The organism is Parvibaculum sp. (assembly GCF_035511255.1).
Taxonomy (GTDB): Bacteria; Pseudomonadota; Alphaproteobacteria; order Parvibaculales; family Parvibaculaceae; genus Parvibaculum.
Genome location: NZ_DATKFR010000241.1, coordinates 1 through 4,380 on the forward strand (window position 1 = coordinate 1; position 4,380 = coordinate 4,380).

Here is a 4,380-nt window from a genome sequence, read left to right on the forward strand (position 1 = left end):
GCCCAGCTTGTCGCGCGAGGTCGAATTCGCCAGCAACAAGCGTAGCCCTTCCAGCATGGCCTCCGCTTCGAGACGCAACTCCTCCTCGCGACGCCGCGCGGAATGCATCTGCGTCATCGCCGAAGCCGCATCCTCGCCTTCTCCGCCGCGCGCAAAGCCATGCACCGCCGTCAGCGTGCCGACGAAAACGGGATCTCCGAAGCCATCCTCGGCCTCCTTGAGCAACCCGGAAACATACAAGGCCCCTTCGCTTCCGGCGTTCGGGCGGCCGGCGGGAGCGACGCGCAGATGCCGCGCGCTTCCCTCGGAACGCAGCAGGTCGAGCAGGCTGCGTCCGGCCCCGCCGACGATCAGCGCGTCGAGATTGATTCCCTCGAGCCTTTGCGCGAGATCGTTGCGGCGGTTGAGGACACGGCGGCAATGCAGCACCCCGTCGGCATTGGCTTCCCAGACGATATCGACGCCCAGTTCTAGCCATGCGAGGGCTTCCGCGCTGGCCGATTGCAGCCTGCGCTGGACGAGCGCATCGGCTTGGCGGCGCTGGATGCGGCCGATCGCGGCGGCGGCGATGCGCGCCAGACCGGCGAGCTTGTCCCGCCGTCCCTCGACAGCCGCACCGTCTGAAACAAAAAAGCCGGCATGACTTTCCCAGCCGGAGGTTTCGCCGGCGGGCGACAGGACACCGGCGCCGGCCTCACCGCGTACGGGTTCGAAGTCGCCGGGATTGCGGCGCGCCCTTGCGAACCAGGAGGTGAATGTCTCGCCTTCGAGAATGCCAAAGCCCTCGTCCGCCGCCTGCCAGACGATGACGGGCCGCCCATCCGGTCCCGCATTGATTTCGCAAAGCGCGTGGCGCAGCGTCGGATCGGCGCGTCGGACGAAATCGAGGCTTCGCGACAGGGCGGCACGGATGTCGTCGGGCTCGTTTGCCTGTGCGATCGCCGCCGCCGTTTCGATCAGCGCGCGGTCGAGCGGATCGCCGTCTTGGCCGGCGGCGCCCCTGGGCGCGCGCGGTGCGGCAAGCGACATAAGGGCCCCCTACAAGTTCAGACCCGCATCAGCCCGACGGATCGGCGACGATGAAGGTCGCGGACACGGCCGGCAAATTCGACATGTCCGGAACGAAAGGCAGATAGGCGAAACGCGCGGTCGGCTGAATGCTGATGAGGAATTTCTTATCGCCATTCGCCGCCGTGCCATCCGGTTCCACCGTCACGCCATTCGTCTGATCGACGTCGACGAGGCCGGCATAGGCGTTGAGCACGTTCTGGATCGCTTCCTTGGCATAGAGGACCCGCTGCTCGTCGTTGAGGCCCGCCACGGCCGCCCGCCCGCCTTCCGACACCGCATAGCTGAGCGCGATGCGCGTCGCGAACTGGAAGCCGAAAGCGATAATGCCGAAAAGGATCATCAGGAAAAGCGTCGACACGGCCGCGAACTCGATCGCGACCACGCCGCGTTCGTCGCTCCTGAAACTGCGCCGGCCGCCAGCGTGCGCCCGGTTCCCCGGGAGCACGCCAGAAACGCCACGCAACATACGCAGACGCCACATGGACATGACAGACCTCTTAATCACTACCGCCGGGTGTCGTCAGATTGGTCGCGACGTTTCCGAAGATCGTGCTGATTCCCGTTCCGACCTGCGAGGCGGCGGCGAAAACCACCAGCGCGATACCAGCTGCGAGAAGGCCGTATTCGACGGCCGAAATCCCGCTTTCATCATCCGCGAACCGCTTGAGCGCGGCCTTGACTTGAACGATCGACATTCTCTCTTCCTCCTCAATCGAACCCAGGATCGGGTTCACCCCGCATGACTTACAGTCTCGACACCCTTTGTATTCCGAACCTCCGTGAACTGGTGTCGTCATTCATGGAGTTGTGTGAGCCAAGCATTCAACGTCCAGTCTACCGCTTGGTTCCCTTCCAAATCGGAAAAAGTTCCGCATGCATCCTAATTATCCCATCACCTTGACTGGACTCCGGTCCGGTCATCATTCGTTTCCAGCGGCTTTCCGATATTTTCGAGATAATTTTTATAGATCGCGTCGGCCTCGGCACCCTGCATTCCGGGAGCCTCGCCACTTCGTTTGGCCGCATACTGGGCGGCCATGACGCCTTCTTCCTGCGTGGGGCCAGAGACTTTCGCCGGCGCGCATGCTGCAAGCGCGAGAGAAATACCCATAAAAACAATGCGGAAAAATAAGGCCGCTTTCATATTCCTCTCCCTGCCTCTCATTCGGCCGCCGGCATGTGCCGGGCCTCGATCCAGTCGGCCGCGAATTTCTGCACGGCCGCCCGCTCGCGGGGAACGGCGATGCTGTCGAGAACACGGCGGGCGTCGTCCTCCTTGCCCTCCATCATCAGTATCAGGACGAGATTGTTCCTGATCGACGACGACGAAGGATCGATCTCCTGCGCCTGGCGGAGATTGAACTCCGCCTTCGGAAGCATCGTTTCCCCCAGATGGAGCTGGGCGAAGCCCAGATTGTTCAGAAAGTCGGCGCTGGACGGGCGAGCCGCGACAGCCTTGCCGAAGTTCAGCTCGGCCTCCGCCCAATGCTCGCGCGCGGCATCGACGCGGCCGAGCCCGTTCAGTCCCGCAGCCTCAAGGTCGGTGCCGACCAGATCGGAAAAGGATTGCGCCGCTTCGTCATATCGCTCCACGCCGAGCAGGGCCTCGCCGCGCAACATGTTGAAGCGCGGCGTCCTCTTTTCCTCGACGGCATACTGATCGAGATAGCCGAGCGCGGCCCGGTAACGCCCCTGCTCGATGAGACCTTCGACGATTGTGAGATAAAGCGTCTTGGTCGGCGATTGCTGCGAGGCATCCCGGCTATTGCTCGGCGGCGAAAGGCTCGCCAGCATGTCGAGATTCTGCTTGTCGCAACCGCCAAGCGTCAACGCGGCAACGAAGAAGAGAGGTAGAAAATGTCCGGCGAATGCCCGCGTCATTTGGATCGTACCTCATGCGAATGGGAGCGATGCGCGGCCGCGGTCAGGGTTTCACCGATGCGCACCGCGGCCGGCCCCATAAGAATGACGAGAAGAACAGGCACGAAGAAAAGCACCATGACGATGGTGAGATAGGTGGCCCGTCGTCCACCCTCTTCGCGCGCGCGGGCGAGCCGCCTGTCGGCGAGCTCCGCGGAAAACCGCCGCAGGCTCGACCCGAGTTCGCCGCCCTGGAAGATCGCCTGCTTCAGCAGATTGGCGAAATCGACCCCTTCGTCGACGGCCAGGCGCTGGCCGAGCCTGTCGAGCGCCACGTCGTAGGGCACGCCAGAGTCGACATCGCTCGCATGCTTCGTCAGTACCGCCGCGACTGTCGGCGCCGAATTGCCGATGACGGTGGTAACATAATGGAGGCATTGGTCGATGCTGACGCCACTGTCGAGCACCATCAGGATGATGTCGAGTACGGAAGGCAGTTCACGCTGAATATTCCTGGCCCGGCGCTCGCCCAGGTACTTCACGGCGATGACGGCGTAGCGATAGGACAGGATCGCGAGAATGACGCCGATGCCGATATTGATGCCTCTCGTTCCGAACCAAGCCAGAAAAATAAACCCCATAGCAAAGGCGAAGGCGATCCGCAGAACGGCGAAAATATAAAGCGCGGAGGGGCGGAAGAAGCCGGCCTTGGCGAGATGCTCGCGGATATCGCGCGCGGCCGCGTTGTCGCTGACGAGGCGCCTCCCGAGGTTCTCCATCCAGTCCAACAGCATATCAAGGAGGTTTTCGCGCCTCTGTCCGCCGGCGATCAGTGCCGAAAGCCGCGTATTCACATCGCGCTGTCGCATCAGCGCCGAAGCCGAAAACGCGAGCGCGAGGGCCCCCGCCGCGAGAGAAAGACCGGCGACGATCCAGATCAGTCCAGCGAATGCCGTGCTCTGCATCTTGCCCTCCCTAATAGGTCACGCGGACGATGGAGCGCATCAGATAAGCGCCGATCGCCTCGGAAAGGGCCGCGTAGATCAGGAAGGTATGTCCCATCGGTTCGTCGATGAAATAGCGCGTGTACTCCGGATTTGTGGTCATGACGATCGAGCTGACGACAAGCGGCAGCAGGCCGAGAATCCAGGCGCTCGCCCGTATTTGCGACGTATTTGACTTGATCTCGCGGTCGACCGCCGAGCGACGCCGCATGTTCTCGATCAGGTTCGCAAGCACGGCCGTCAGCGAACCGCCGAAACGCAGATTGGTTTCGATTGCCGTGCCGAAGAGCCTGAGATCGTGCTGATCGAGTTCCTCCGCGAGCTGGTTGATACTTTCGGCGACGCCGGCGCCGTTGGCGATCCGGCGGATTGGCGGCGAAAGGAACTCGACGAGAATGGGCGGCGACGACTGGGTCGCCCGCGCCAGCGCGACCGACAGGCTGTT

7 protein-coding genes are annotated in these 4,380 nt (G+C 62.8%); all 7 read right to left on the minus strand.

Annotation, left to right across the window (positions count from 1 at the left end; all coding sequences use genetic code 11):
• On the minus strand, positions 1–1,029 hold a 1,029-nt coding region (locus VMR03_RS09705), incomplete at its 3' end, for a hypothetical protein (RefSeq protein WP_325404643.1).
• Positions 1,030–1,057: 28 nt separating this feature from the next.
• A complete protein-coding gene (locus tag VMR03_RS09710) occupies positions 1,058–1,558 on the minus strand; it encodes a TadE/TadG family type IV pilus assembly protein (protein ID WP_325404645.1) in 501 nt (166 codons plus the stop codon).
• Between the two features lie 10 nt (positions 1,559–1,568).
• Complete coding sequence (locus VMR03_RS09715) at positions 1,569–1,766, minus strand: Flp family type IVb pilin (RefSeq protein ID WP_325404647.1); 198 nt, start codon at positions 1,764–1,766, stop codon at positions 1,569–1,571.
• Positions 1,767–1,963: 197 nt separating this feature from the next.
• Entirely contained in the window at positions 1,964–2,215 is a 252-nt protein-coding gene (locus VMR03_RS09720; RefSeq protein WP_325404649.1) for a hypothetical protein, read from the minus strand.
• Positions 2,216–2,232: 17 nt separating this feature from the next.
• Entirely contained in the window at positions 2,233–2,952 is a 720-nt protein-coding gene (locus VMR03_RS09725; protein WP_325404651.1) for a tetratricopeptide repeat protein, read from the minus strand.
• A complete protein-coding gene (locus VMR03_RS09730; protein ID WP_325404653.1) occupies positions 2,949–3,896 on the minus strand; it encodes a type II secretion system F family protein in 948 nt (315 codons plus the stop codon). Before VMR03_RS09730 ends, VMR03_RS09725 begins: the two co-directional genes overlap by 4 nt.
• Positions 3,897–3,906: 10 nt before the next feature.
• Positions 3,907–4,380 (minus strand): type II secretion system F family protein (locus tag VMR03_RS09735; protein ID WP_325404655.1); only part of this gene is annotated, 474 nt, incomplete at its 5' end.